The following is a 25346-nucleotide window of genomic DNA, read 5'->3' as shown; positions in this document are numbered from 1 at the left end:
GATTAGCGCACCTCCATTAATTTTTTCCGTTGGTCAATCAACCGCATGAATTGGTCGAAAAGACCTACCGCATCGTGTGGCCCGGGTGCCGCGTCTGGGTGAAACTGTACTGAAAAAGCCGGGTACTTTTCGTGACGTAATCCTTCCACCGATTCATCGTTAATTTCTTCGTGGGTAATCGTCAAATCGGTCGCGGCAACCGAAGTGCGGTCCACCGCGTAGCCGTGGTTTTGCGAAGTTAAGTCGATTCGCCCAGTAGCTAAATTGCGCACCGGATGGTTAAATCCTCGATGACCAAACTTTAATTTCATCGTCCGGGCGCCGTTCGCCCGGGCAAAGAGTTGGTGTCCCATACAGATGCCAAACACGGGCACTTGTTTTTCCACCGTGCGAATCATTTGCAACACGCTATCTGGAACTGCTTCGGGGTCCCCCGGTCCGTTGCTTAAAAGCACCCCGTCCGGATTATTTGCTAAGACCGTTTGTGCATCCGCATCGTAGGGCAGCACCATTACGTTACAATTCCGTTGCGCAAGTTCCCTTAAGATGGAATACTTGAGACCAAAGTCCACCACGACCACCTTCCGACCGGTTGCTGGATTAGGATACGGCCTGGGCGTTGCGCTTTGTTCAATTGGGTGTGCGTCTGGTTTAAATTGTCGGATTTGTTCCACCAGACCGTCGCGGACTTCGTTAACTAGCGCCGCCTTCATCGCCCCGTGTTCGCGAATGTGCCGGGTTACCGCCCGGGTGTCAATTCCACTAATTCCGGGGAGTTCTTGTTGGATTAAAAACTCTTCAAAAGTCATCTTCATTTGCCAGTGACTAGCCCGCCGTGCAACTTCGTGAACCACCACTCCCGCGCAACTAGAACGGATCGATTCCCAATCGTCACGGTTAATTCCATAATTGCCAATCAGCGGGTACGTAAACATTAAAATTTCTCCGTTATACGATTGGTCGGTTAAGGACTCTTGGTATCCGCTCATTCCGGTATTAAAAACTAGTTCGCCGATGCGTTCCTGATTGGTGCCGATTGCCGTCCCCAGATAAACCGTGCCGTCTTCTAAAACTAAATAACGCTTCATTTTAAAATGCCCCTTCGTTCAAACTTGATTTGTCCCGCAACCATCGTGAGTTGGGGTTGACCATAAACTCGTTGACCAACAAACGGGCTGTTGTGCCCCTTCGATGCCATCGCCGCAGCGTCAATTTCATATTCGTGATCCACGTCCACAATCGTTAAATCCGCCACCGCGCCTACCGTTAAATTACCTGCGTCCCCTAATCGAAAGGCTTGCGCAGGGTTGGTACTCATCCAGTTGACCAATTGAACGACCGAACAAATTCCCGATTTAACTAGCTTGGTGTAAAGCAAGGCAAAGGCGGTTTCCAATCCGGTAATTCCAAAGGCCGCCGTTTTCATTGCCCCCGTCTTATCCGCGTCCGTGTGCGGGGCGTGGTCGGTAGCCACCATACCAATCGTACCGTCCAGCAATCCCGCAAGTAACGCTTGCCGGTCCGCTAACCGGCGCAACGGGGGGTTCATCTTTAACATCGGATTATCCTTAGTAATCATCTGTTCATCCAAGAAGAGGTGGTGCGGCGCGACTTCGGCAGTTACCCACACTCCGTCACGTTGGGCTCGCCGAATCAATTCCACGCTCCGTGCCGTAGAAACGTGGCAAACGTGGTAGTGTACACCCGTTTTCCGTGCGATTTCTAAATCCCGGGCTAACTGCGCCGTTTCTGCCAGTTCGTCGATGCCGGGTAAACCTAGTTCTTGGGCACGCGCCCCAGCATTCATCACCCCGTGCTGCATAAGGGATTCGTCTTCTACGTGGGCCGCTAGCGGCAAGTCAATTTTTTGCAAAGCTTGCATAGCCTGATACATCGTTTGTGCGCTTTGAACCCCGTTACCATCGTTACTGAAGGCCACTGCGCCCGCTTCTTTAAGAGCTGCAAAGTCTACCAACTGATCGCTGGTCCGCTTTTTAGTTACCGCCGCGTATTGTCCAATGTGCACCCGACCAACCCGTTGGTTATGCGCAATCATTTTAGTTAACCGTGCTGGGTCATCAGGGACCGGATCCACGTTGGGCATCGTCAATACCGTGGTGTATCCACCCCGCAGCGCCGCTTGGCTGCCGGTAGTTACGTCTTCTTTTTCGGTTAACCCGGGATCCCGAAAGTGAACGTGCACGTCCACCAATCCCGGAAGTACTAGTTGGTTTTGGGCGTCAATAACCCGTTCGGCAACCGTCGACTCCGCAAGTTGGGGAGCAATCGCACTAATTTGTTGACCCTCCACCAGGACGTCCGCCTTTTGCAGTTGTCCGTTAGAGATCACCCGGCCGTTTTTAATCAAGGTTCGCATTTGCTTACGCCCCCATCACCAAGTTTTTCGCGTTTAGCACGTCGGTCAAAATTGCCATCCGCATATACATCCCGTTGGTCATTTGTTTAAAGATCCGTGAACGTTGGCATTCCACCAGTTTGCTTTCAATTTCAATTCCGCGGTTAACCGGAGCGGGGTGCATGATAATCGCGTGTGGTTGCATCCGTTCTGCCCGTTGCTTAGTCAAACCGTAGTTGGTCAAATAATCCTGAACTTCCATTCGTAAATTGTCGCGATCCTGGATCCGTTCTTTTTGAATTCGCAGCAACATCATGACGTCGACTTGGTCAACCAGTTCGTCAATCGGCCGATAAGTACCGTAGTCAGCTAGGTCTTCGGCCATCCATTCTTCAGGACCCGCAAAGTAAACTTGTGCGCCCAGCTTATTTAGCAGCATTGCGTTAGAACGCGCGACCCGCGAATGGGCGATGTCACCGGTAATGGCCACCTTCAAGCCCGCAAAACGACCGAATTCCTCGTAAATCGTCATCATGTCTAGTAACGATTGGGATGGGTGTTGTCCGCTACCGTCGCCCGCGTTGACGATGCTGATGTCTAAATTTTCGTCCAAAATTGGTTCGTAGTAATCGTTTTGGGGATGGCGAATTACCGCCACGTCCGTTCGAATCGCGTCAATGGTTTTCACCGTATCCAACAGTGTTTCACCTTTGGAAACCGAACTAGTTTGTACCTCAAATTCCAACATTTTCATACCTAAGCGTTGTTCAGCCATTTCGAAGCTGGTGTGGGTTCGGGTGCTGTTTTCGAAGAAGAGGTTCATTGCGTAAACCGGGCGCTTTAATTGCACCTTCTTACCCTTCTTGAATTCTTCTGCCAATTTAATTTTGTGTAATACGTCCGCTTCGTTAAAGTTTTCTACCGTAGTTAAGTCATGCATATTCATTATTTTTTCCTCCTTAAGTTATCAAAAAAGGCTACCTGCCAATTGAATTTGCTTGGAAGGTAGCCTAAAAAAGCCGATTCAATTGGTTCCTCTCGGGAAACCGATTTAATTGAAACTAAATCTTATTTAATTGTTGTAGTTGCGCCCCATTGCCACGGATCCCGATGCCAAGTACGGGCCGAATCTAACTGGGCAGGGGTTAGTTGTTGTTGCGTAGCTAAATGATCAATTAGTTGGTGATAATCAATCAAACTATGTAACTGGGTTTCCTCAGCCGCAAAGTTTTGGCGTGCGTCCGGAAGCTGGTAACTAAAGATACTCGCGACCCCTAGCAGTTGAGCGGGGGTCTGGTGAACCGCCTTGCCAGCCTTAAGCACGCTGCCGCCGGTTGAAATCAAATCGTCAATCAACACCACTTGGTCAGTGGCTTGCAAAGTCCCCTCAATCTGCTTACCCGCTCCGTGATCCTTGGGCTTAGCGCGGACGTAAATCAATGGTAATTCGAGTTCTGCAGCAACCCACGCGGCGTGCGGAATCCCAGCCGTTGCCACCCCGCCGATCACCGTTGCCGTCGGATAAAATTGCCGAACTAGTTCGCTGAGCCCCGTGGCAATTTGTTTACGTAACGTGGGTTTACTAATCGTCATTCGCAAGTCGGTATAGATTGGCGACTTGATTCCACTGGCGTACGTAAACGGTGCGTCAGGCTTTACCTGAATCGCCTGCAATTCCAGTAACTGCTGAATAATTGCTGCTTGAGTTTGTGTTTCCGTCATGTTTGAACCCCTTTATTTGGATTTCGAAATCGCTATTTTGGGTACAAAAAAACCACCAGTAAGTAAAATGGCCGGCGCTAACCGCGTCCATTCCACCTACCGATGGCGACTCCGTTAGCTTGTTGACCTCTCGGGATCAACTTAAAGCGACTCGATTAATTTTTATCAATGATACACCCCTGAATTTAAATGTCAAGCCACGATATGGTAAACAATAAAGCGTGGGACAAAAGTCGGGTAGTTTATGAGCATTAACTAAAAAACGACCATTGTGCTTGTATTTAGCATAATAGTCGTTTTGAGATTATAAACGAAACAAACTGAATTTTGGCGCAGGTGTGGCTCTATTAAAGTCAATATACCAAAATAATTTCAGTTCCTTCTCAGCTTCCATTTTACTTGTATTTTGAAGAATCCGCGTAGTTAACTACTTAATCTCCCCGGCTAACAACCGCTCAATCATGTCTAAAACGCCGCTGTGGTTATTGTCCAATTTTGTGATTAGCTTCGTTGCTTTTTTAGCTTCTGGTTCCGCGTTTTTCATTGCATAACCTAGCCGGGCGTGTTGTAACATTGCTTCGTCATTTTGTGTGTCGCCGAAGGCCATGGTTTCGTCCATGGAAATCTGCCACAAGTTCTGCAATTGGGTCAGCCCATAAGCCTTCGTCACGTGCGGCATGGTGACGTCCATGCCACCCAATCCACTCATCACGCAACCAAGGTCATCGCCTAGCGCGTTTTTTAACTGCTCGGCTTGGGGGCGCACGTCCGTTAGCCCACTCCAATGAATGTCAATCTTGTAAATTGGCTCGTTTACCGCCGCTAGTTTTTCCACCGGCGTAAGGTGTTGATAAAAATACGCGCTGTCTTTCCAATCGGCGTCACTAGGCACCATATTAGTGAACGCTTGTTGACGGGTCGACAAAATCAGTTTTGCTTCGGCGAACTCCGGTGTGCTCATTAAATAATCCAACGCATCGTGCAGTAAGGCCGGTTTAAGGGGATTGTCATCCAAAACTTTTCCTTGCTCAACGGTTAGGGCACCGTCTTCAGCTACGAAAGTCAGGTCGCCTTCTATTCCCTCAAAAACTTCCTGACAGTGGGCCAATTGATTTCCACTAGCAACCACAAATTTAATTTGTCGGCGACTAAGTTCGTCTAGTTGAGCCTGAAAACGTGACCGGTCAAACTCCCGCTGGTCATTTAAAAAAGTTCCGTCGATGTCGCTTGCAATTAATCGAATCTCCGTCATAACATCCTCCTTGTTGGGTTACTAACGTCCGCCAGCAATCTTACTTAACTGTTTATCCAAGTAGTCCCAGAGGCCATCCGCATCTTGTGCGAAATCCTCAGCAAAGCTGGTTCCGCGAGGTGCAACTTTACCAGTGGGCGCGTTAATCACGTCATAGACTACCAACTCGTCATTTTCTAATTTACAAGTAAAGTAGTGCCCGTCCAAAATGTCGTCTAATAAGTGTTGGGCATTATCCTGGATTGCTTGTTGAATTAACAGCTCTTCAGTGACCGTTTGGCCTTGCTCCTTTAGTTGTTCTTTTTTAACCCGCACTTCGGTCAAGTCGTGTGGTACTTGAATGATTGCCATGCTCATTTCCCCCATTTGATTACTAATTAAGTTCAATTTTACCATGGATATTGCGCTAAAATAGACTAGAAAACAAATTAGGGGTGAGTGCGATTTTATTACAAAGTATTCAAGGGGTACTGGTAATCATCATCATGGTTGCCGTAGGGTACTATTTAGCTTCTCGGCACTGGTTTAACGAGGATTCCAAAAAACTGCTTGCTAAACTAGTTACCCAAGTGGCCCTGCCACCTTACATGATCACTTCAATTACCAAAGATTTTACTAAAACAGAACTTTTTAAACTGCTACCCAATCTGTGGTATCCAGTCCTATCGATGTTCATTTTAATGGGACTTGCTTGGTTAATTGTGCGCTTAATTCACGTTGACCCGCGCCATCAAGGCCTGTTCACTTCCATGTTTTTTAACTCCAACACCGTTTTTGTCGGGTTGCCCATTAACCTAGCAATCTTCGGAGAACGCAGCTTGCCTTACGTGTTGGTTTATTACATGGCTAATACGACCATTTTTTGGACGTTAGGGGTTTACTTCATCCAACGTGACCAACAGCGCCAAACCAAAATCAGTCTAAAAAGCACTTTGCAAAAGATTTTCTCAGCCCCTCTTTTAGGATTTATGATTGGAATCGTCCTGATCGTTCTAAATATTCACCTACCTAGTTTTTTATCGTCTAGCTTCACATACTTAGGAGGACTGACCATCCCGTTATCCATGCTGTTTATTGGGGTTTCCGTTTACGATGCGGGGTTGCGCAATATGCGTTTCCAAAAAGACAATTTGGGCGTTTTACTCGGCCGGTTTGTTTTTGCGCCAAGCTTAATGGCTCTGTTAGTAATGCCAAGTTCCATGCCCCTAATCATGAAGCAAGTCTTCATTTTACAATCATGCATGCCGGTAATGACGAATGCGCCAGTAGTCGCCAAGCTGTACGATGCGGATGCCGATTTTGCATCAATTATGGTGACGGAATCCACGTTATTATCACTAATAATGGTGCCGGTGATGATGGGGATAATGGTGTAGAGTGCTCTTGGCCCCGGTCAGCTTTTGAGGATTAATGGAATAAGGGACTTAATCGTGGGTTTGGCGATTGAGTCCCTTATTTGATTAACCGGAAAAAGTTGGGGTCAAAAGCACGTTTTGACTTAACTGCAGAGAACTACTCCAAAATTTGGTTAACCGCAGAACCATGGGGGCTGGAACACGTTTCGGCTCAGCTGCAGAAAAACACCCAGGATTAATGGAATAAGGGGCTTAATCGTGGGTTTGGCGATTGAGTCCCTTATTTGATTAACCGGAAAAAGTTGGGGCCAAAAGCACGTTTTGACTCAGCTGCAGAAAAACATCCCTAACAAAGATTGGAACTGAGGAGAAACTAAAAAAATGTTTTTCAAGAATGGAAAATTCTCGAAAAACATTTTTTGCGTGGGTTTTAATAAAACCCAATGTACGCCAAAAGCCAATTTTTCTCGCTTAACAAAAAATGACTATTATACCCAATCCAAGCATAAGTCGATTTCCAGTTAATGCTCACAAACTTCCCGGCTTTTGTCCGACTCTCATTTTTTAATAACCGATGTCTTTAAATTCTAGAAGAACCACTTGCTTGCCATAATTACGAAAATTAATAACAATACCGAACCGATTGTTGCTGCCGCAAACGGTCCCTTACCGCGTTTTAAGATTACCCGGAAGTTTACCGACATCCCTAAGGCCGCCATTGCCATCCCCAAGAAAATGTAAGCCAGCTTAACTAAGCCTGCCAAAACGCCTGCGCCTAGTGGTAAGAAAGTTCCGACAACACTAGCGAGAATGAATCCGCCCATGAACCAAGGAATGGGGAGCTTGCCCTTCGTTTGGCTAGCAACGTTAACTTCATTGTTCCGTCGGTGCCAGAAACCAATAATCAAGGCTACCGGAGCCAACAAGAGCACCCGCGAAAGTTTAGTAATAATGGCCGTATCCAAACTGACCGGTCCGCCTGCGCCACCAGTGGCCACCGCGTGCGCAATTTCATGAAGTGATCCACCAGCAACCACCCCAAATTGGGTCGGTGTCAAATGTAACCATGACTTTAATCCAATCTCAATAAAAGTAAAGACCGTTCCTAAAATTGCTACTACGGCGATTGCCATAACTTCGTCTTCGCGCTTTTGTTCTTCTTGATCAGCTGGCACCTGGATTTGAGGCGAAATCCCCATTACTGCGGCCGCCCCACAAATTCCGGTCCCACTTGCCACGAGCATTGCTAAATTAGATTCCACATTAAATTTCCGCGCTAAATTGTAAACCACTAAAATTGTCAGCGTAACCACCAAAACAGCTAACAAGATGGTTTTTACTCCCGCATGCGCCAAATCAATCAAATTCAACTTAAATCCTAGAAGGATGATCCCCAAACGTAAAAATTTATTAGAAATAAATCCGGTTCCCTTCTGAGATTTTTCCACAACCCGCGGGCTAAACTGTACCAACATTCCTAAAACTAATGAAATTACTAAGGCACCAATTAAACTAAAATATGGTAATTGGGCCAGTAAGCTACCGGCCAACGCGCAAAGTAACGTTACCCCGATGGCTGTCCAAAAGCTTTTTTCCTTCACCAACTTTGCCATAACAATTCTCCTTTTCTCTTTAATTATTTTGTAAACCCTAGCGAATACTTTTAGGGTTACTCGTTTTCTAGCACATTAATTATCCTATCAAAGTTAGTGAATAAAATATAATTATAATATATAATCAGTCTATAGATATTACTTATAGGGAGAATTTCCATGATTGATAACCGCTACGCCACGTTCGCTTTATTGTCGAAAAATAAATCCTACACGAAAACCGCTAAGGAATTATTTATTACCCAGCCTGCAGTTTCCCAACAGGTTAAGAGTTTAGAAAACGAACTCCAACTAAAATTAGTGAAGTATCGACATCCCCACTTAAGCATCACCCCTGCCGGACAAGCGCTAGCCCGGTTCATTGAGACCACCCAACACCAAGAAGACCAACTTGTACAACGGTTACGTCACCCTGCTAAGGCCACCAATTTGCGAGTGGGTGTGACTCATTCGGTCGGCATTTTTATGGCGCCCCAATTATTGCAAAAGTGGCACGATCGCTACACCCATATCCAATGCACGGTTGCCAACACCCGCGCCATTTTGTCCCAAATTGACGCAGGCAAGCTAGACATCGGCATTTTAGAGGGCAACTTTGATAAATCCTTATACAGTAGTCAAACGATCACTACCGAAGAATTTGTTGCGGTCACCCGCGCGTCGTCACCACTCGCCCAACGTTCTTCACTTACGTTAGCCGATTTATTGGATGAACCGCTATTGCTTCGGGAAACCGGTTCAGGAACCCGAAAAGTTTTCGAAGATTGGGCGAGTGCATTCAACGTCAAAAAAGACGACTTCGCTCAAGTGATTGAATTTGGAAGTTCCGGCGGAATCGTTAACTTGCTTCAAAGCTTGGGCGTAAGCTTTATGTACCGTTCTCTAGTTAAGCCTCAGCTTGAAGACCAATCCCTAGTGACACTCCCCGTTAAAGGACTTGATATTAGGCGCCCAATTGCCATGGTATATGCCAAAAACAGTTTCTTCGAAAACGAATACCAGCAACTCCGCTAAGCATTTATGAAGAAGAGCGTTATAATAAAGATAGTCTTGATAAAAATCATCAGTTATCGATTTAGTTTACTAGGTTTAACTTGGTAACTATGATAGGATTTATCATACATAGATGGAAACTTTATGGAGGGATTCATTATGAATGGCGTAACAGAATTTGCGGAAAAAATTATCAATTTCCAAAAGAAAAACAACCTAACGGATGCTGACGTTGCTTTCGGAACACATCTATCCGTGGAAAAGATTCACCGAATCAAGGAAAACTCGTACACGCCGACCGACGATGACTTAAAGCGCATCACCGACTTTATGAAAACCAAATAAGCCCGGCGGCCCGTTTCATAATTCATAAAAAAGAACCCGTGTAACTTCTAGCAATTAGTTTATTAATTGCTAAAAACTACCGGGTTCTTTCGTACTATTTTACAGGGGGATCACCATGAAGAAATTTGAATTTTACCATCCCATCTTGACCGACCATTACGGACTTGATTGGCTCACTAAAGCTAAAGTAAAAGATATTTTTGCCCTCCGAAGTCAAGCTCAAATTGCGCAACTAGAACAACGCGCTGCCGACCAAGAGCTTACCGATACGGTTGCTTACGTCAACCAAGTAATGCGACTAGTGATGAATAACCAAGCCTTAGTGTGGGGGATTACCCGTCGCGTTGATCAGCAGTTCGTTGGTATTGTTGGATTAACCGAATTTACTGCTGATTCTAAACAGGCCACTCTCCAATTCACCTTACCTGACGTAGCTTCCCTGACTTCTGCAATGACAGAAGTCCTAAAGCGGCTGATCACTTTTGCGTTTCAGGAATTAGAACTATCCCAAATTAACGCAAATGTTGCCCAAGAAGATGCCCTACAAGTTCAGCTGTTCGAAGAGGCGGGTTTTTCCCTGACTAAAACGGAGGGAACTATCCGACACTACCAGTTAACCCCTAACGATAAAATTTAAAGCGTCTTTAATTACTAAAGCGCCCCATCATGGTTGACGTAACGTCCGTCCACGATGTGGTGTTTTTAATTTAGTTGCAATTATTTTGGAAGCTTATCATCTACGGGAACCATGCCCTTTTCTTCCATATAATCCATCATTTTATTTAATTTATGGTCAACAAAAATATTTCCCTGATTGGTAGCGTGACCCTTCGTCCACGCAAACTGTAAATCAGTAAATTGCGGTAGCAAGTGGGCGATTTGTTGCCAGAGTTCTTGATTGGCTACCGGTTCTCCAGTAGACTTTTTCCAGCCGCGTCGTTGCCAGCCCGCGAGCCATTTCTTAGTAATGGCGTTTAAAACGTACTTGGAATCCGAAATAACCGTAACCGGTGCATCTTTGCCTAGCTTCGCCAACGCCGTTTCTAGCCCCCGCCAAAGAGCCGTCAATTCCATCCGGTTATTAGTGGCACCAAACTCCCCGCCTGATTGAGAATATTCTTGGTCGCCATTTTTTAATAGATATGCCCAAGCTGCTAGATCCGCTTGACGTACATGACCACCTTTTACGGTACCCGTATTCCGCGAACCACCGTCCGTATATAAAAGTACCCGGTCGGTAGGGATTTGGGGATCTTTTTGTGGAACTTGCGTTGATTTCCGAGAAACGCCTGACTTAGTTGATTTTACTGGTTTAACCTCTTTACCAGCTTGCCACTGCTCAGCTTCTTCCAGTGTTCCAAAGCTTTTGTAGCTCGCACCAGAAAAGCCCTTCACCTGCGCTTCTGCTTCTGCCCAAGTCCGATAAATTCCAGGACGCTTACCAATTTTTACAACGTAATACTTCTGTTTTGCCATTTGCCACCTCAAAAATTAAGTTTCTGTGAACCGCCGTTTAACGCACGCTTTGTGGTAAATTGGGGTTCCTAAGTTATTCTAAATAATCCGTAGTCAATTATGACTTTTTAACTCAGGATAGTCAAAAGCATTCTATTTACTAAAAAAGTGTCTCCCCTTTGTTTTAGGTTCAACACTTAATCTGGTTATATTGGTTTTTAAACGTTAAGAATTGCGATAAACCCAATAAAGACGAAGAACAACCCGTACATCAACGGATGAACTTCTTTACCACGCTTAGCGGCAATCATCGCAATTGGGTAGCTAATAATTCCTAAGGCCATTCCGTCTGAAATACTGTACGTTAATGGCATCCCGATGATAATTAAAAAGGCTGGAATCGCGATTTCTAGACGGTCCCAATTAATTTCACGCGTTTGTTGGGCCATTAAAACTCCGACAATAATCAACGCTGGTGCGGTTACTTGAGAAGTTACCACCGTTAATAGCGGGGAGAAAAAGATTCCCAAAATAAACATAATTCCGGTAATTACTACGGTAAAACCAGAACGGCCACCCACCGCGATGCCGGCCGATGATTCTACAAAGGCACCCACCGGCGAAGTTCCTAATAATGAACCCGTTAGCATGGCGGTCGAATCCGACATCAAAGCCTTCCCAACGCGAGGCATTTTATTGTCCTTCATAAATCCTGCTTGGGTAGCTAAACCAACTAACGTCCCTGCTGTATCAAAGAAGGTTACCAATAAGAAGGTCAGGACCACCACCCAGAGTTGCAAGGTGTTAATGTCGCCAACGTGGGAAACCGCCGTTAGAAAAGTTGGTTTTAAACTTGGCGCTGCGGCTACCAAGTGCGTAGGGGCGTGAATTACTCCAGTTACCATTCCAAATAACGTGGTCAAGACCATTCCAAAGAAGATGGCGCCTGGAACTCGCCGAACCATTAAGATAATGGTAACCACTAAACCAAACACGGTAATCCAGGTGGCCGGTGTAGTAAACGAACCCAAACCAACCATGGTGTCTGGGTTAGCAACCACCAAACCACCTTGGCTCAATCCTAGAAAGGCTACAAACATTCCAATTCCTGCCGAAATAGCGTGTTTTAAATCCGCAGGAATGGCATTGATAATTAATTCTCGCAATTTAAAAATCGTAATCAACAAGAAAATTAGTGACGCCACGAACACTCCGGCCAAAGCGGTTTGCCAAGGCACCTTCATTCCAATTACTACCGAATAAGCAAAAAAGGCGTTGATCCCTAAAGCCGGTGCGGAGGCAATCGGATAGTTTGCTAAAATCCCCATCAAGAAACAACCAATTGCACTAGCCAAGGCAGTGGCGGTAAAAATTGCCCCCTTGTCCATCCCCGAAGCTCCTAAAACATTGGGGTTTACAAACATAATGTAAACCATCGAGATATAGGTAGTGATTCCCGCAATAATCTCGGTTTTAAAATTCGTCTTCAATTGTTCGAATTGAAAATACTTAGCGATATTCTTCAAAACTCTTTCTCCTTTTAGTTCGATTTAAACAAAAAAGCACGTTGATATAGTCTACTCTAATCCTTAAAATAAGTAAAGTGCGATATAGAAATAATTCAACCGTCAATAATGTTCGGTTTCTACCAAAAATACATCAAATGCTTTTCTATTGTCCCTAGTTAGGTAGCACCCATAATGGGTCAACTAAACATAAAAACTACGTTATTGGGACGACCAATAACGCAGTTTTAAATTTCACTATATTAATCATCCTAAATGCCTTAGCGTTCCCTTATAAAAGCTGAATTCCCGCAGCTTTACATTGTTCAACCATTGTTTGTGGCCAGATACTGGCTTGTACTTCCCCAACGTGAGCTTTACCTAATAGTAGTAAGCATAGCCGAGATTGTCCGATCCCGCCTCCAATGGTGTACGGAAGTTTCCCCTGCAACAAAGCTTTGTGAAAAGGAAGTTTACTCCGCTCTTCAGCATTAGCCATTTTCAGTTGCCGACGAAGTGCATTTTCGTCAACTCTAATCCCCATACTAGAAAGTTCTAAGACACATTGTAAAGGCGGGTACCAAAACAAAATGTCACCATTTAAGTTCCAATCATCATAGTCCGGAGCGCGACCGTCATGTCGGGTTCCCGACCGCAGTGGGCCACCAATTTTCATTAGAAAAACGCAGCCTAGTTCCTGAGTAATCGCCTTTTCTCGTTCTTGAGGGCTTTTTTCCGGCCAACGATCTTCTAATTCTTGAGTGGTTATAAAATGAATTTTTTCAGGTAATTGGTACGCGGCCTGTGGATATTTATACCAAACCTCATGTTCCATATGCTTAATAACTTGAAAAATTTTCCGGACGGTATCCTGCAAAACTGCTTCGGTCCGTTCTTCCGGAGTAATAATTTTCTCCCAATCCCATTGGTCAACGTATATAGAATGCAAATTATCTAAATCTTCGTCTTTACGAATTGCATTCATGTTGGTATAAATCCCTTCGTGCAATCCAAAACCGTTGCGTGCTAAGGCCATCCTTTTCCATTTCGCCAAGGAATGTACAATTTCAATTTTATGTTCGGGGAGGTCCTGCATTGTAAAAGATACCGGATTTTCCATTCCGTTTAAATCATCATTAAGTCCGGTGGAACGTTCAACAAACATTGGTGCTGAAACTCTGGATAAGTTCATTTTTTTACCAAATTCATCTTGGAAAGTTTCCCTTATAAACCGAATTGCTCCTTGAGTTTCGCGCACCGTTAATTTTGGATCATATTTTTCTGGAATTATTAAATGCATTTTCCTCACTCCTTTTGAGATTAATTACAAAATAAAAAGCCTTCCACCCCCAGAATACTAGGGACGAAAGACTTTCGCGGTACCACCCAAGTTACCCATTCATCAGAACGGATCACCTCAAAACACGTACTAACATACGCTCCGGTGGTAACGGACCGGCAACGTCCAAGCCTAATCTGTGCGCGCTACATTTCAGCCTGGAGCTTACGGGAGTGTTATTCGACTAAATTGCCACTAATCAAGTTTCCACTATTTCTTGACTCACTGTTAGCGCAAAATAATTTACTCGTCTCCCACGCTTTTTTATTTTGTGGCATAATGATAACACAATTAGAAATCTAATCAAACATTTAGTTTTAAAACATCTTAATTTACTTAGCCGCGGCTTTCTGCTGGGTTTTCTAAGCTAATTCAACCGTCCCCTAATAATATTGTTACCGACAGACCCACTAGTGAATCATCCCTGCTAGGTTTCCTTGGCCGCTACCTAAAAAGCCGTTTAGCGAAGTTAACACTACTTCACTAAACGGCCTTTTATTCAACCAAATTATGTTTATCTTCATTATCCAACGATTTTACTGCGCTAACCCCTGAATTACCAGATTTGCACCCGTTTTTCTGGGGCCATGTACATTCCATCGCCAGGCTTTACGTCAAAAGTATCGTAAAATTCTTGGAAATTTTGTACTTGAACGTTTGCCCGCAGTTTAGATGGGGCGTGAACGTCGATAGCTAGCAGTAATTGTTCTCGCTCTGGAGTTGCCTTAGTCCGCCAAATTCGCGCCCAATTTGTAAAGAATTCCTTCAAGTTAGGGTCGTCGGTTGCTTTTGTCGCCTCTAATGCCGCACTAAGCCCGCCATCATCAGCAACGTTTTCCGTTACCACCAACTTACCGTTAACTTTGCCACCCGCAAATGGTAGTCCATCAAATTCCTGAACCATGGCTTCGGATAGTTTATGGAAGTGATCTAAGTCAGCTTGCGTCCACCAATTGTCCATGTTGCCATATTCGTCAAAGAGGGCCCCGTTAGGATCAAAGGCGTGCGAAATTTCATGAGCCATCACCGCACCAATTCCGCCGTAGTTTTGGCTAGCAGTCTGCTTCAAGCTGTAGAACGGTGCTTGTAAAATTGCCGCTGGGAAACAGATTAAGTTACCCTCGGGAGAATAGTACGCGTTGACCGTATCTGCACTCATGTGCCATTCGCTACGGTCAACTTTTTTACCATACTTTTCTAACTGATCTTCAAGGAAAATCCGGGAGAAGTTTTGTACATTTTCAACTAGACTGCCCCCCTGTACCGCAGTCTTCGTCTTTAATTTCTTATACACCGGCTTCAATTCGTCTGGATAACCTACCAAAATTTTCAAAGAGCGTAACTTCTTAATTGCCTTTTGTTTGGTAGCTTCCCCTAGCCAGTCGTTGTTTGCCAAGCGCTTTTCGTAAACGTTAATCATGGCAACCACCATCTCATGAACGTCTTTTTTAGCAGCTTCCCCAAAGTATCGGTGACCATAATATTCGCCAACTACTTGACTAAACGTCCGACGTGCTAAGTAAAAGGCACTCTTTTCTTGTGGCATGGAAACTTTCTGTCCGGACAACGCCCTGCCGTACATTCCACCAATTTGCCGAAACTCTTCGCTAAGGTAACCCGTCAAAGAACGGACCATGTTAACGTATGCCCAGCTCTTAAAGTCGGCAAAAGTCTCGTCATTAGCCACTTGGTTGAGGTTTTCATAGAACCGGGGTTCGGTAACGATGATTTGTTTTGGTTGCGTGCCTAACAATTCTTGAACTAATTTTTTAACGTCGATGCTTTGAACTTCGTCCGCAAACTGCGTAAATTCCATTGGATTATAAAGTTTGGCAACGTCACTAAGTTCTTCCGAGTTTTTACGGTATGGTGCCAAGCTAGCATCAAACCGTTTTGCTTGTTCAACAATGGTATGGGCTTCTTCGGGAGTTTTGCCAATTTTTACCAAAAGCTGGTTCATCATTTCGGTAAAGATTTTCATCAGTTGCGGTCCGTTAGGGTTGTCCGCTTCATAGTAAGTTTTATCTGGCAAAATCAAGCTAACGCCGCCAGCCCACAAAACGTTGCGTTTGTCGGCACCGTCACCCTTTAAATCAGGTTCAATTCCGATATCCACCGGTAAATCGACCCCGTTGTAGAACAATTCTTTCAAGTTGGCGTTAACGTCTGCCCAACTTTGTAATTTTTCAATTTGCGCAAGGTACGGTAATAACGGAGCTACTCCATCTGCGTCCCGTTGTTGAAAATCCGCCGCCATTTCATAAAACTTAATGAATTCGGCCAATTCGGGAGTTTCGGGCTCAACTTCGTGATTCCGCATTGCGGCAAAATCCTTCATTAACTGTTTATCGACCCCGTCAACGAGATCCATAAAACCTCCGGTTGACGAATGATCGTCCGGAATTTTAGCCGTTTTTAGCCATTCTCCGTTAACTGCATCGTAAAAATCCTCTTTAACTGAACTTGTCATTTTCGTTCCTCCCATTCCAGTTTTCCACAGTTCTATTATACACTGACCCGCATTAGGAGACGGCGTCGTGCATGTAGTGCGCAATCTCTTTACCATTCATGTGGTTGCTTAACCCTACTTGAAGCTTAATTCGTGCTTTTTGTCCGTTAAGTCCCTGACAAAAGATTACTCCCATCCGTTCTAAATCAATGCCACCACCAACGTAATCATAAATTGGTTCAGCAAGTCCATTGTAACAACGGGAAACCATCACTACCGGAATGCCCTTTTTAATCAACCTCTGGATGGGTTCAACTACTTCGACTGGCAGATTTCCCGCACCTAAACCTTCAATAACAACTCCCTTAGTTTCAGGGCGGTCGAGCGCTTCAAAAATGGAACCAGGAATCCCCGCGTAAGCTTTAACTAGGTAAACGCCATCAACTAGCTGGTCAATATCACAAACTTGTTGACTAATTAAGGCTTGGAAAAAACGAATGTCCCGTTTATATACAATTCCTAAAGGACCAAACGTGGGCGTCCGGAAGGTATCTACGTTAGTTGTATGGGTTTTAGTAACAAACCGGGCGGTGTGGATTTCATCATTCATCACCACTAAAACCCCTTTACCCTTGGCTTCGTCCGAGGCCGCAGTTAAAATCGCACTTTGGAAATTATAAACACCGTCAGAGCCGAGTTCGTTAGATGAGCGCATTGCGCCCGTTAAAACAATCGGGATTACGCTAGGAACCGTTAAGTCGAGGAAGTAAGCCGTTTCTTCAAGCGTATCGGTACCATGAGTAATTACGATTCCATCGCATTCGGCGTTGTCGATTGCCTTTTTGACCCGTTTTTTGATTACCAACATATCTTCTGGGGTAATGTGTTCCGATGGTTTGTTTAGGACCACTTCGTTCGCCAGGTCAATATTTTCATTGATAAATTGGGTATCTAATAGCGGATTCTCTTCGTTAGTTTTTACCTTATCATTACTAGCCGACATCGAAATCGTTCCGCCAGTGTGTAACGCTAATATCTTTTTCATCTGCTTTACCTCTTTTAGGATTAATTAGTCCTATCATATCATTTCTGAACTATTTACACCGGACAGAAATGCGTTAAAATAATTCTATTAATTTAGGAGATTTTACTCATGACAAAAACAAAAATCAATTGGCAACTAAGCTACGACATCGGGATTGCGGGCATCGCCCTCTTTTCATTTCTAATTGTCGTCGCCTCGTTTTTGGACCCCCACGCCGTCCGCTTAAGTGCCCCGCCATTAGCTCATTTATTAAATGTTTTACTGATTCTTTATACGATTGATTTTTTCTACCGTCTAGCTAAAAGTACGCATTGGCAACGATTTTTCTTTGACAACACCTTTGATTTACTTTCGTTAATTCCATTGCACCCCGCCTTCGCCATTTTTCGAATTGGCCGGGTCTGGCGATTAATTCGCCACCACCATCTGCTTTGGCGGTTTGGCTTAGATGGTAAGCTTTCTAAAACCGTACACCGTTTTGTTTACTCGTCAGGCTTTTTAAACCTTTTTACCGCTAGTATGTTTATCTTAGTGCTAAGCTCGCTATTGTATTCAATAGTGGAAAAAGTTCCTTACCCGTCCGCGCTTTGGTGGGCAATCACTACGGCAACGACGGTTGGTTACGGCGACATCTCTCCAGCAACCAACGTGGGCAAATTTATCGCCGCTTTCCTAATGATTGCCGGGGTTGGTTTTATTGGTTTGTTAACCAGTACGATCACGGGATTCTTCACGAGTCAAACTACCGATGCTAACAAAGATGATTTTAGCCGCTTATTTGAAAAAATCGACCAACTGGATCGTAAAGTTGACCACTTACAACGCGAACTTAATTTAGAGCGGCGGAAAAATCGGCATAAAAAATAGGCTGAGGAAATTGGGCATCATCCCAATCCTCAGCCTGTTTTATTACTCAGCTAATTATTCAGCTTCACTACCTAGAGCCTTAGCTACAACGGCAGCAACTGCACCACCAACTAGTGGAGCAACCACGTAAACCCAGAAGTGGGATAACGCACTGCCACCCACTAAAATAGCAGGTCCAAAACTCCGTGCAGGGTTCAATGAACCACCAGTTAAGTTAAGGGTGGCGATGATCATCAATGCCAATGTTAGGCCAATAATCAATCCAGCAAAGTTGGCGTTACCGTATTGTTTGCTAGTAACGAATAGAATTACTAATACAAACAAGAACGTAACCAATGCTTCAGTAACTAACGCAGGGAACGCTGAAATCTTAGTGAAATCAGTTTGACCCAAGTTAGCTGTGGAAGCGCCCATTGCAGATAGGAAGTACTTCACCATTCCAGAAGCCAAAACTGCTCCAATAAATTGGGAAATCACGTAATAAACGGCATCTGCGCCGCTCATTCGTTTGTTCATCCACATTCCAAGAGTAACTGCAGGGTTAAAGTGTCCTCCTGAGATTGCTCCTACCGAATAAGCCATAATGGTTACGGCTAACCCAAAGGCTAATCCAATTCCAACAACGTTTTCATGAGCAATCGTTACTGCTGCCGTTCCTACAAAGACCAATACAAAAGTACCAATAAGTTCTGAAATATACTTACGCATATAAATGGTCTCCTTTCTATATAGTAAATAATAAAAAATAATGCAAATAGCATTGTATACCAATTTAGAAGCATACTCAAATTAAGAGATTTATAAAGTAGGGCTTTGTTAAACCGGTTAGTTAATATTTATGCTAAAATATTACTAGAAATATAATCAGGAGGAGTTTACATGGCAAATTTTGACGTACATATTATCGACCAACCCACCGCGAAGGCAATGCTTGTAGAATTTAAGAGCCAACGGCAGGATAACGTCCCCGTTTTAAAGCACCCTGGGCACTATATTCTTCCTGATTACAAGCTAACTCGACAACGAAAAGCCTTCAAGATTCGCAAACACACGTATTTGACTAAAAAGTTTCGTTCTTACGTTGCTTTAGATTCCGCAAATGGGCACACCCTTTGGATGCGTAATTTTGGTAGTTTATCCGAGGCAGTCTTCTGGTTAGAAACTGGTATGAAGATTGGGGATACTGATACGGATGCACGTTTTTCCTATAAAAAATGGAAAAGTGCTCACGAAGCAGACATTGAAAAATTAAAGGATGAGTTGCGCGCTAAAAGCAAGGCTAGGGAAGCAAAAAAGGGCTAATTATTTAACGATGGCTTAAGCATATTTAAACGATATTGCACTTTTATTTGGTAGTTTATATACTACAGGGGCGAGAATTTTTTCGAGCCCCTATTTTTATCACCATAATAATTTTATGCGGATAAATTAATCTTGCTTGCAAAATTTAGCAGCTTACAAAATAAACTTTTTTGTCACCTCATAAGTAAAATAAATTTATCAATGTAAATAATTTAAGGAGAGCGTTTTGATGTCTACCGAAAACAAATTTTTAAGTTCACTTTCATATTTCAGCATCTTTTTTCTGCCAATTATTTTTCCGATTATCGTGATGGTGCTTACCAGCAACGTTCAGTATGCTCCAGCTCATCGTCACGCTGTGACAGCGTTTTGGCTGCACCTTATTCCAACAATTTTGCTGCCCTTAGCATTTGGGTTAGGAATCCTCGCTACTGCGCACAGCTTCTCGGGAAATCAATTTCCAACCAGCTCTTTAGTACTGTTTCTAATTGTTGGTCTGATGGGAATCGCGGCGTTGGCCCTTTTCATTTACAACATCTATAAGGGTGTGAAGATTTGGGTGGAGTAGTTTAATTTAGAGTGTTTCCAGCCTCGGGTAGCTTTTGAGGACTAACAGAACATGGGCGCTAATCACGGCTTTGGCGATTAGTTCCCATATTTAGTTAGCCGGAAAAAGCTGAGGTTGAAAACACGTTTCGGCTAAATTGCAGTAGATTATTAGAATTAGGGAGTTAATCGTGAATTTCGATTAGCTCCCTAATTTAGTTAACCGGAAAGATTTGGGCTCTGGTAACATTACGCGTGGTAACCTCGTTAACAGCGCATTACCAAGCTTTTATGCAATTACGTGCATTAAAAATTGTAGCAAAGAAATATTTCTTTATTGATTCGAGCCTTTATATTGCAACCGCTTTCAAACTATGATAGTATTCTAATTGAGGAAAGGAAATAGTTCCTCTTCAATCAAAAACTTCTCAGATGGCCTTGGTTCTCAGATTGCCAGAACCGTCGAAAAGGCAAGAATGTTAGCTCCATCCGCAAATCAGTTGCATCATGAGCGTACCCGTGAAAAAGTTTTGACGTTTAAAGACGTCGTTATGATTAAGTGTTTACCCACGATGGATTGATGAATGGAGTGGCAATCATCTTTTTAAAGAGTAATGTTCAACGTCATCTCCAAGCATTGAATCAAGTAGGTGTGTCCAATGACATAAATACTTCGCTTAGGTTCAATCCTAGGCACTGTTCCAAATAAACCCAATAGTTCACTGGAGGTCTATCGTTTCGAAGAATATCTTAATGAAACTCCAAGACCGTCTATTTCACCGTTAGCCTGAACGAGTGTATCCTTCGTCAAACCCTTTGTTTGATTAGACATGCAGCAGCAGACGTAATAACAAAACCTCAGGTAGGTTAGAAGCACGACGGCTGAACAATTGAATATGTAATTGAAGTTGAAGGTGTAAAGATCGATAAATTTTCCAATAAAGAGATCACGATTGATTGGGAACGCCTTTCCTCTTAGTGGGATTCTAGTGTGAGAAGTCTAGAATCCTTTTTTGTTGCCTAAATAAAGCATATTGTCACCAATTTCTGACCACTACGGGTCTTGGTGATAATATGCTTTATTTACGTCTACGGCTTGTTGAATGCATTATTAGTAAAACGATGCTGAGAGCTACAATTAGATAACCGCCCCATGCCCAACGAACACCATTAAACATGTTTGCCAATCCAACTAGCTGAGCTTCGTTTTGATAAATCAAAAAGAACATCATCGCGTACCATAGAAAGTTTAAGTAACTTGCCCATTTTGTTAACCAACGGAACTGTAAAAGCGCCCCCAGTAAGAGTAACATGGGAGTTACCCATAAAAACTGGACCAGTTTGTCGTCCCCTAACGTCTTTAGAATACTCATTAAAGTCACTTTAACGTTATACCCAGCGGTAGGCGCCGAGGCAAATGGAGCCCAATAAGTAGCCATTCCCACGATAAGGGCAATTCCCATAATAACCTGGTTACGTAACGTCCAACGACGTTTTTTCCTAGCATCGACACTAGTTGGATGACGTTCGTCTGCCGTGGTGGAAACTTCGTCTTCTATCAGTTCCTCTTGGGGACTATCCGCAACTTTTTCAACCGACTCTTTTTCGGTAGTTGGGGCGGTTGCGCTCCTTTGACCACGCTTCTTCGACGCCTTTGCTTGTAGTTTATGCCCAATATTTTGGCTTGCTGTTAGCATCCTTTGCCAAGCTTTTTTCACCGCTTGGTCTGCGCTGTGATCGCTAGCGCCCACTCTTTGCGCGTAAAAAAAGGCTGCTCCAATTGCCACTACCAATAAAACTACTCCTACTAGCTTGCTTAGCCAATAGAAAATTGCGCCGATTACTGCCAATCCTAGTAACGCCGCTAACCAATTACCGCCTAACCACTGTAACGTAGTCAAAGCCCCTTGTTGAATGTCTGCTAGGGCGCCATCTTTTTTGCGAGAGCGGCTTGCTATTGGAGGTTCTTCTTTTTTTCATCCGCAGTCTCTGCCGGATCATCAACCGATTCTTCCCGCCTTCTTTTATGCAATTCAGCACGAGAAAGTCGTGAACCATCACTTGGCGCTGCTTCAACTTTAGCTCCACAATTGGGACAAAAATGTGCCTTTTCAGGTAATTTTTCACCACAGTTCAAACAAAATTTCATAATCAACTTCTCCAGTTTAAAATATTAATTCTATTGTAAATGATTTAGGGTTCTAAAACCGGCTTGTTTACCAAGTTTTAAAAATTAGCCCATAATAAACACCTAGACTATGGGGCTTGATAAAGTTCCGTTACGTAATTTTTAAAACAAATATCTTTTAGAGGTTAATTTTCGGTGAGTTTACTGTACACAAAAATAGAGGTCAAGAACGTTACCTTGGCCCCTATTTTTCATTTGTTTTCTTGCAATCGGCATCAAACTTATTTTAGTGTTCAGTACTAAAACGGTTGTTGAATAACGGACTAACCGGCTTGTCTTCGTGGATTAAACGAATTGCTTCCCCGATCAATGGTCCTACCGAAATGCTTGTGATCTTATCAATTTTCTTTTCTTCTGGAAGTTGAATAGAATCCGTCACAATCAATTCCTTGATTGGTGAATTTTGGATTCTTTCGATTGCCGGACCAGATAAAACTGGGTGCGTGCAACTAGCATATACTTCAGTTGCTCCAGCATCGATTAATGCCTGTGCTCCTAAAGTAATCGTTCCCGCCGTATCAATCATATCGTCAATCATGATACAACGTTTACCCTTAACTTCACCAATAATGTTCATTACTTCCGCTACGTTTGCGCGTGGACGGCGTTTGTCAATGATTGCAATTGGTGCTTTCAAAAATTCTGCCAACTTACGTGCTCGCGTAACCCCACCGTGGTCAGGTGAAACTACTACCGCATTTTCATTCAAGCCCCGTTCGATGAAATGATCAGCCAATAATGGAGCGCCCATCAAGTGATCAAGCGGAATATCAAAGAAACCTTGGATTTGTGCCGCGTGCAAGTCAAGCGCAATAATCCGGGTCGCACCCGCACGTTCAATCATGTTTGCTACTAATTTAGCAGTAATCGGTTCCCGCGAACGGGCCTTACGATCTTGCCGAGCATATCCATAATATGGAATCACGATGTTGATTGTCTTGGCACTCGCACGTTTCAAAGCATCAATCATGATCAACATTTCCATCAAATTATCATTAACCGGCGCAGAGGTGGATTGAATAATGTAAACTTCATCCCCACGAATACTTTCTTCAATATTAATACGAATCTCACCATCACGGAAACGATCAACCGATGTTTTCCCGAGTTCTACACCAACTGCCTTAGCGATTTTTTCTGCCAAGGGCTTGTTCGAATTCAAAGCAAAAATTTTCAGCTTTGGATCGGAATAATGTTCAGACATGTTTGCCTCCAAAAGATTATAAGATATTGAGTTTATTCAATTTTTCCATATAATATCATAATTCATTTACGACTATAAAAGCAAGCTACTTCCAAATAGTTTCTAAGTTTTCTTCATTAAAAAACGTTTTTTATTTACCTTAAAATGTTTTTTTAAAAAACATTCTGCCAAATTGGTCTAAAAGGTTCGTTACCAAAATTATTTGTTTCACCGAATCGTGTTATACTTAATTCTGCAATCGACGTTGCCTTTCAAAAGCTTTGTTTATCGCGTTATTACAGGGGGATGCAGAAACTTGGAAAAATACATCTTATCAATTGACGCCGGCACTTCGGTAGTTAAAACCGTTATTTTTAACCATGCTAGTTCGGAAGTGGTCAGCTTTTCTAGAGAATTGGCCCAAGAAAGCCCTCACCAAGGTTGGTATGAACAATCTCCCGAAGACATTTGGGAAAAAGTTTATTCTTCAATGGCTAACGCACTGATTGTCTCCGGAATTAGTCCTAAACAAATCGCTGGGATTGGGATTACCAACCAACGGGAGACCACCATTATTTGGAATAAGAAAACCGGTAAGCCGATTTACAACGCCATCATGTGGCGGTCTCGTCAAACCAACGAAATCACTGATGCTTGGAACCTTTCCAACTATAAAGACTTAGTTAAGGACAGTACGGGTTTAGTACTGGACTCGTATTTTTCAGCTTCTAAAATTCGCTGGATTTTAGATCACGTCCCCCATGCTCAGCAGCAAGCGGAAAACGGGGAGCTACTTTTTGGAACGGTGGAAACTTGGTTGCTTTGGAAACTAACGAATGGCCAAGCACACGTCACCGACTACACAAATGCTAGCCGGACAATGCTTTTTAACATTAATACGCTAAATTGGGATGAAAATTTATTAAAGGCACTAAATATTCCCATTCAATTAATGCCAGAAGTACGATCTAATTCGGAAATTTTTGGTTACACCCAAGGCGCTGCCTTTTTTAATTGTGCAGTTCCCATTGCCGGAATGATTGGTGATCAGCAAAGTTCCTTAGTGGGTCAATTAGCTTTTCAACGCGGAGCAATCAGCGCAACCTATGGCACCGGCGCTTTCATTACCGTAAATACCGGTGAAACCATGGTTAAATCCCAAAGCAACCTGCTAACCACCGTTTCGTTTGGTTTAGATAAAAAAATCTATTACGGACTCGAAGGTAATATTTTCGTTGCTGGAACTGCAATTAACTGGCTGGAAGACGGGCTAGAAATGATTAAAAATCCGCTGGACTCGGCGATGGTTGCTAACCAATCTAGTAACGACAACCTATACGTGGTGACTTCGTTCAACGGGATGGGTGCACCCTACTGGGACGAAAAAGTCCGGGGCGCCGTTTTTGGAATGACCGATAAAACTACCAAAGCAGATTTTGTACGGGCTACCCTGCAGTCAATTGCCTACCGCTCTAAAGACGTTATCCTCGCTATGCAAGAAGATATGCATACCGAACTTCAGGTGGTAAATACCGATGGCAGCATGGCTAAAAATGATTTCCTAATGCAGTTTGAAGCGGACATTTTAGGGGTGGACGTTAATCGCTCGGAAACTACCGATATTAAGGCACTTGGAGTTGCTTTCCTAGCCGGATTAGCAGTAGGATTTTGGGAAGATCTCGATGAAATCAAAAAACTTCGTCATCCAATTACTAAATTTCAGCCCGTTTATACCGCTAAAAAGCGTGAACGCCTTTATCGCGGGTGGCAAAGAGCTGTATTAGCGTGCCAACTGTTTTCCCAAACAAATGATTAATTGTCCAAACAAAAC

The 25346-nt window shown here is 43.6% G+C and carries 24 protein-coding genes; 8 read left to right on the top strand and 16 right to left on the bottom strand.

Annotated features, from left to right (window positions below; all coding sequences use genetic code 11):
- Positions 1-2: 2 nt before the first annotated feature.
- From NYR25_01455 to NYR25_01430, 6 genes are all read right to left on the bottom strand, one after another.
- Positions 3-1088, bottom strand: coding sequence for a carbamoyl phosphate synthase small subunit (locus NYR25_01455; protein UWF34100.1), 1086 nt, complete (start codon positions 1086-1088; stop codon positions 3-5).
- On the bottom strand, positions 1085-2377 hold the full coding sequence (locus NYR25_01450) for a dihydroorotase (GenBank protein UWF34099.1): 1293 nt from the start codon (positions 2375-2377) through the stop codon (positions 1085-1087). Before NYR25_01450 ends, NYR25_01455 begins: the two co-directional genes overlap by 4 nt.
- 4 nt (positions 2378-2381) lie before the next feature.
- Complete coding sequence (locus NYR25_01445; protein UWF34704.1) at positions 2382-3296, bottom strand: aspartate carbamoyltransferase catalytic subunit; 915 nt, start codon at positions 3294-3296, stop codon at positions 2382-2384.
- A 128-nt stretch (positions 3297-3424) separates the two neighbouring features.
- Positions 3425-4078, bottom strand: a complete 654-nt coding sequence (gene pyrE / locus NYR25_01440) for an orotate phosphoribosyltransferase (protein UWF34098.1) — start codon at positions 4076-4078, stop codon at positions 3425-3427.
- Positions 4079-4505: 427 nt separating this feature from the next.
- Positions 4506-5330 (bottom strand): Cof-type HAD-IIB family hydrolase, encoded by an 825-nt coding sequence (locus NYR25_01435; protein ID UWF34097.1) that lies wholly within the window; start codon positions 5328-5330, stop codon positions 4506-4508.
- Positions 5331-5351: 21 nt separating this feature from the next.
- Positions 5352-5681, bottom strand: coding sequence for a hypothetical protein (locus NYR25_01430; GenBank protein ID UWF34096.1), 330 nt, complete (start codon positions 5679-5681; stop codon positions 5352-5354).
- A gap of 134 nt (positions 5682-5815) precedes the next feature.
- Between NYR25_01430 and NYR25_01425 the strand changes: the two genes are divergently transcribed.
- Positions 5816-6706, top strand: a complete 891-nt coding sequence (locus tag NYR25_01425; GenBank protein UWF34703.1) for an AEC family transporter — start codon at positions 5816-5818, stop codon at positions 6704-6706.
- 566 nt (positions 6707-7272) lie between these two features.
- On the opposite strand, the gene NYR25_01420 is transcribed toward NYR25_01425, so the two are convergent.
- Positions 7273-8298 (bottom strand): putative sulfate exporter family transporter, encoded by a 1026-nt coding sequence (locus NYR25_01420; GenBank protein UWF34095.1) that lies wholly within the window; start codon positions 8296-8298, stop codon positions 7273-7275.
- Between the two features lie 159 nt (positions 8299-8457).
- Here NYR25_01420 and NYR25_01415 point away from each other — a divergent pair, with 159 nt between their 5' ends.
- The 3 genes from NYR25_01415 (at position 8458) to NYR25_01405 (ending at position 10273) form a co-directional block, all read left to right on the top strand.
- Positions 8458-9312 (top strand): LysR family transcriptional regulator, encoded by an 855-nt coding sequence (locus NYR25_01415; GenBank protein UWF34094.1) that lies wholly within the window; start codon positions 8458-8460, stop codon positions 9310-9312.
- A 138-nt stretch (positions 9313-9450) separates the two neighbouring features.
- A complete protein-coding gene (locus NYR25_01410; GenBank protein ID UWF34093.1) occupies positions 9451-9636 on the top strand; it encodes an LBP_cg2779 family protein in 186 nt (61 codons plus the stop codon).
- Between the two features lie 115 nt (positions 9637-9751).
- Entirely contained in the window at positions 9752-10273 is a 522-nt protein-coding gene (locus tag NYR25_01405; protein UWF34092.1) for a GNAT family N-acetyltransferase, read from the top strand.
- A gap of 80 nt (positions 10274-10353) precedes the next feature.
- Here NYR25_01405 and NYR25_01400 read toward each other — a convergent pair whose 3' ends face one another.
- From NYR25_01400 to NYR25_01380, 5 genes are all read right to left on the bottom strand, one after another.
- Positions 10354-11112: a ribonuclease H family protein gene (locus NYR25_01400; protein UWF34091.1), complete on the bottom strand. Its 759-nt coding sequence runs from the start codon at positions 11110-11112 to the stop codon at positions 10354-10356.
- A gap of 197 nt (positions 11113-11309) precedes the next feature.
- Positions 11310-12617 carry an NCS2 family permease gene (locus NYR25_01395; protein UWF34090.1) on the bottom strand — a complete coding sequence of 436 codons (1308 nt, stop codon included), beginning with the start codon at positions 12615-12617 and terminating at the stop codon, positions 11310-11312.
- Positions 12618-12888: 271 nt separating this feature from the next.
- Positions 12889-13896: an aspartate--ammonia ligase gene (gene asnA, locus NYR25_01390; protein ID UWF34089.1), complete on the bottom strand. Its 1008-nt coding sequence runs from the start codon at positions 13894-13896 to the stop codon at positions 12889-12891.
- 595 nt (positions 13897-14491) lie between these two features.
- Complete coding sequence (locus NYR25_01385) at positions 14492-16405, bottom strand: M13 family metallopeptidase (GenBank protein ID UWF34088.1); 1914 nt, start codon at positions 16403-16405, stop codon at positions 14492-14494.
- 52 nt (positions 16406-16457) lie between these two features.
- A complete protein-coding gene (locus NYR25_01380; GenBank protein ID UWF34087.1) occupies positions 16458-17429 on the bottom strand; it encodes an asparaginase in 972 nt (323 codons plus the stop codon).
- 108 nt (positions 17430-17537) lie between these two features.
- Here NYR25_01380 and NYR25_01375 point away from each other — a divergent pair, with 108 nt between their 5' ends.
- Complete coding sequence (locus NYR25_01375; protein UWF34086.1) at positions 17538-18296, top strand: potassium channel family protein; 759 nt, start codon at positions 17538-17540, stop codon at positions 18294-18296.
- 54 nt (positions 18297-18350) lie between these two features.
- On the opposite strand, the gene NYR25_01370 is transcribed toward NYR25_01375, so the two are convergent.
- A complete protein-coding gene (locus NYR25_01370; GenBank protein UWF34085.1) occupies positions 18351-19004 on the bottom strand; it encodes an aquaporin in 654 nt (217 codons plus the stop codon).
- Positions 19005-19175: 171 nt separating this feature from the next.
- Here NYR25_01370 and NYR25_01365 point away from each other — a divergent pair, with 171 nt between their 5' ends.
- Positions 19176-19598 (top strand): hypothetical protein, encoded by a 423-nt coding sequence (locus NYR25_01365; GenBank protein ID UWF34084.1) that lies wholly within the window; start codon positions 19176-19178, stop codon positions 19596-19598.
- 229 nt (positions 19599-19827) lie between these two features.
- Positions 19828-20166, top strand: a complete 339-nt coding sequence (locus tag NYR25_01360; protein ID UWF34083.1) for a hypothetical protein — start codon at positions 19828-19830, stop codon at positions 20164-20166.
- 1057 nt (positions 20167-21223) lie between these two features.
- Here NYR25_01360 and NYR25_01355 read toward each other — a convergent pair.
- The 3 genes from NYR25_01355 to NYR25_01345 all read right to left on the bottom strand — a co-directional run bounded on the left by NYR25_01355 (position 21224) and on the right by NYR25_01345 (position 23536).
- A complete protein-coding gene (locus tag NYR25_01355) occupies positions 21224-22045 on the bottom strand; it encodes an ABC transporter (GenBank protein UWF34082.1) in 822 nt (273 codons plus the stop codon).
- A 53-nt stretch (positions 22046-22098) separates the two neighbouring features.
- On the bottom strand, positions 22099-22293 hold the full coding sequence (locus NYR25_01350; GenBank protein UWF34081.1) for a zinc-ribbon domain-containing protein: 195 nt from the start codon (positions 22291-22293) through the stop codon (positions 22099-22101).
- 265 nt (positions 22294-22558) lie between these two features.
- Positions 22559-23536, bottom strand: a complete 978-nt coding sequence (locus NYR25_01345; GenBank protein ID UWF34080.1) for a ribose-phosphate diphosphokinase — start codon at positions 23534-23536, stop codon at positions 22559-22561.
- Positions 23537-23810: 274 nt separating this feature from the next.
- On the opposite strand from NYR25_01345, the gene glpK reads away from it, so the two are divergent.
- Positions 23811-25331 (top strand): glycerol kinase GlpK, encoded by a 1521-nt coding sequence (gene glpK, locus NYR25_01340; protein UWF34702.1) that lies wholly within the window; start codon positions 23811-23813, stop codon positions 25329-25331.
- Positions 25332-25346 lie beyond the last annotated feature (15 nt).

The organism is Pediococcus acidilactici, from assembly GCA_024970065.1.
GTDB lineage: Bacteria > Bacillota > Bacilli > Lactobacillales > Lactobacillaceae > Pediococcus > Pediococcus acidilactici_A.
The sequence above is the reverse complement of the archived record's forward strand: the minus strand, read 5'-3'. Positions and strand labels throughout refer to the sequence as shown.